2 protein-coding genes, 8 tRNA genes and 1 rRNA gene (1 of these 11 cut by a window edge) are annotated in these 2,449 nt (G+C 44.7%); 10 read left to right on the plus strand and 1 reads right to left on the minus strand.

The features are described from left to right. The 10 genes from CEF13_RS07480 to pdaA all read left to right on the plus strand — a co-directional run. Positions 1 to 249, plus strand: a 16S ribosomal RNA gene (locus CEF13_RS07480) (it extends 1,251 nt beyond the left edge of the window). Between the two features lie 82 nt (positions 250 to 331). Continuing rightward, positions 332 to 408 (plus strand) — tRNA-Ile (locus CEF13_RS07485). Positions 409 to 413: 5 nt separating this feature from the next. Beyond that, positions 414 to 489, plus strand: a tRNA-Asn gene (locus tag CEF13_RS07490). Positions 490 to 494: 5 nt separating this feature from the next. Next, positions 495 to 582: transfer RNA gene (locus tag CEF13_RS07495), tRNA-Ser, on the plus strand. Between the two features lie 14 nt (positions 583 to 596). Further along, positions 597 to 671 (plus strand) — tRNA-Glu (locus tag CEF13_RS07500). Positions 672 to 687: 16 nt separating this feature from the next. Beyond that, positions 688 to 764, plus strand: a tRNA-Met gene (locus CEF13_RS07505). Between the two features lie 30 nt (positions 765 to 794). Continuing rightward, positions 795 to 870 (plus strand) — tRNA-Thr (locus tag CEF13_RS07510). A 73-nt stretch (positions 871 to 943) separates the two neighbouring features. Beyond that, positions 944 to 1,019: transfer RNA gene (locus CEF13_RS07515), tRNA-Thr, on the plus strand. 8 nt (positions 1,020 to 1,027) lie between these two features. Then, a tRNA-Pro gene (locus CEF13_RS07520) sits at positions 1,028 to 1,104 on the plus strand. A gap of 169 nt (positions 1,105 to 1,273) precedes the next feature. Continuing rightward, complete coding sequence (gene pdaA, locus CEF13_RS07525) at positions 1,274 to 2,110, plus strand: delta-lactam-biosynthetic de-N-acetylase (RefSeq protein WP_424991965.1); 837 nt, start codon at positions 1,274 to 1,276, stop codon at positions 2,108 to 2,110. 41 nt (positions 2,111 to 2,151) lie between these two features. Here the strand turns inward: pdaA and CEF13_RS07530 are convergent. Further along, positions 2,152 to 2,449 (minus strand): DUF6363 domain-containing protein (locus CEF13_RS07530; protein WP_342352584.1); only part of this gene is annotated, 298 nt, incomplete at its 5' end.

Here is a 2,449-nt window from a genome sequence, read left to right on the forward strand (position 1 = left end):
AGCACCGCTGGGTAGCCAAGTACGGACGGGATAAGCGCTGAAAGCATCTAAGCGTGAAGCCCCCCTCAAGATGAGATTTCCCAGTATGTAAGACCCCTTGAAGACGACGAGGTTGATAGGTTCGGGGTGGAAGCACAGCAATGTGTGGAGCTGACGAATACTAATCGGTCGAGGGCTTATCCTAAAATCGTTTGTTTGGACCCATACATCCGGCAGACAGCAGCAATAAGGTTTCAGCAAACCTATCTTTCGTATCCAGTTTTCAGGGCGCAATTTTCCCTAAATTTGCAAAAACAAAATTGCCATACATAGCAGGTTATGTTTTCGCTTAGGGCCCTTAGCTCAGCTGGTTAGAGCGCACCCCTGATAAGGGTGAGGTCGGTGGTTCGAGTCCACTAGGGCCCACCATATTTTCCCTGATAGCTCAGTTGGTAGAGCACTCGACTGTTAATCGAGTTGTCACAGGTTCGAGTCCTGTTCGGGGAGCCAAGTTTGGAGAGATACCCAAGTGGCTCAAGGGGACCCTCTGCTAAGGGGTTAGACTGCGTAAGTGGTGCGAGGGTTCGAATCCCTCTCTCTCCGTTCCTATTTCTCAAGGCCCGTTGGTCAAGTGGTTAAGACACCTCCCTTTCACGGAGGTAACAGGGGTTCGAGTCCCCTACGGGTCACCATATTTTATTTAATTGACGCGGGGTGGAGCAGCCCGGTAGCTCGTCGGGCTCATAACCCGAAGGCCGCAGGTTCAAATCCTGCCCCCGCAACCAATCATCCTTCAGGGTGAAGAAACATTATACGCCGTTGTAGCTCAACTGGTAGAGCAACTGACTTGTAATCAGTAGGTTGGGGGTTCAAGTCCTCTCGACGGCACCATTTTTTCTTAAGATGAAGATCAGCTTACTGATACTCATCCAAATCACCACGATATGGTGATCATAATCGATGTGCCGTTGTAGCTCAACTGGTAGAGCAACTGACTTGTAATCAGTAGGTTGGGGGTTCAAGTCCTCTCGACGGCACCATCTTTTCTCGGGACGTAGCTCAGCTTGGTAGAGCACCTGGTTTGGGACCAGGGGGTCGCATGTTCAAATCGTGTCGTCCCGACCATTTTTCTCAATTAATGAACGATACATAAATCACTTATTCTTTTGTCCACAAGACAATTGAGTAGGTGATTTTTTTATGCTTACCTATACATTCCTTCTGAACCGTTAGGAGTATAAATGCCCAATTTGGGGTAATATAGCTACACTAGAATGTTTAATTGAGGAAATGGATAGGGAGGGTTTTATTTTTGAAGCGTAAGATATCGATAACTACTTTGTTAATTGTCATAGGGTGCTGCCTATTGTTCGTATCGTCTGTTCTGGCACAGCCGGGAGCATACCATTTTGGCTTTAAAAAGAGCGTAGACGGACGTTTGCCTTCTATTGATGAAGAGGGATTTAAAGATATTATAATGAAGCACGGTGCTCTATTTCTCGGCGATACGAACAAGAAAGATCTCTTCTTAACGTTTGATAATGGTTATGAGAACGGTTATACGACTAAAATTCTCGATGTACTTAAAAACAAAAAGGTGCCAGCGACGTTTTTTGTAACCGGGCATTATGTGAAGGATCAGCCGGAGCTGATGAAGAGAATCGTTGCAGAGGGGCATATTGTTGGCAATCATTCATGGAGCCACCCCGACATGTCTCAGCTCTCAGAGGGACAAATTAAATTAGAACTGGAGAAAGTGAAAGAGCAAGTCGCCATATTAACTGGACAGAAGGAAATGAATTATCTTCGTGCTCCGAGAGGTATTTTTAACGAGAGGGTGCTTGCGGCAAGCAAGCAATTCGGTTATACAAATGTTTTCTGGTCTGTTGCCTATAAGGATTGGGATGTGAATGCACAGAGAGGAACAGAATTTGCGTATAGAGAAGTCATAAAACAGCTCCATCCTGGTGCTATCATTTTATTGCATTCGGTCTCCAAGGATAACACAGAGGCCTTAGGAAGCATTATTGATGAGGCACGTCGTCAGGGCTATGAGTTTAAAAGCTTAGATGAGCTGATGATCAGCAGTGAGCTATTGATACTAAGAGCAAATAAAGAACACGCCGAATAGGGCGTGTTCTTTATTTGCTTGGGAAGCTTTAAAGGGGATAGCTAGTTGAACAACTTACGAATATCTGGCATACGGTCTATTGCCGAATCGTAACCATGCTGACAGGTTTCTCTAAGCTTGCTGATATCCTTCTCAAAGCTATTAAGAGAATATTCGGGACGAATAATAATGGCTTTTCCGTCTTTCTCCAATTGCTCACAGAAAGCAACGGTTTCATTATATTTTTCATGTCTGGTTAGTAAGACTTCCTCAAGCTGAGGGAATTTTTTCTTCAACAGTTTGCTAATAAATGCATTTTGTTTGCTGAATTGTTTAACATATCCCTTGGGTTGGGTCAGA

The organism is Paenibacillus castaneae, from assembly GCF_002884445.1.
Classification (GTDB): Bacteria; Bacillota; Bacilli; order Paenibacillales; family Paenibacillaceae; genus Pristimantibacillus; species Pristimantibacillus castaneae.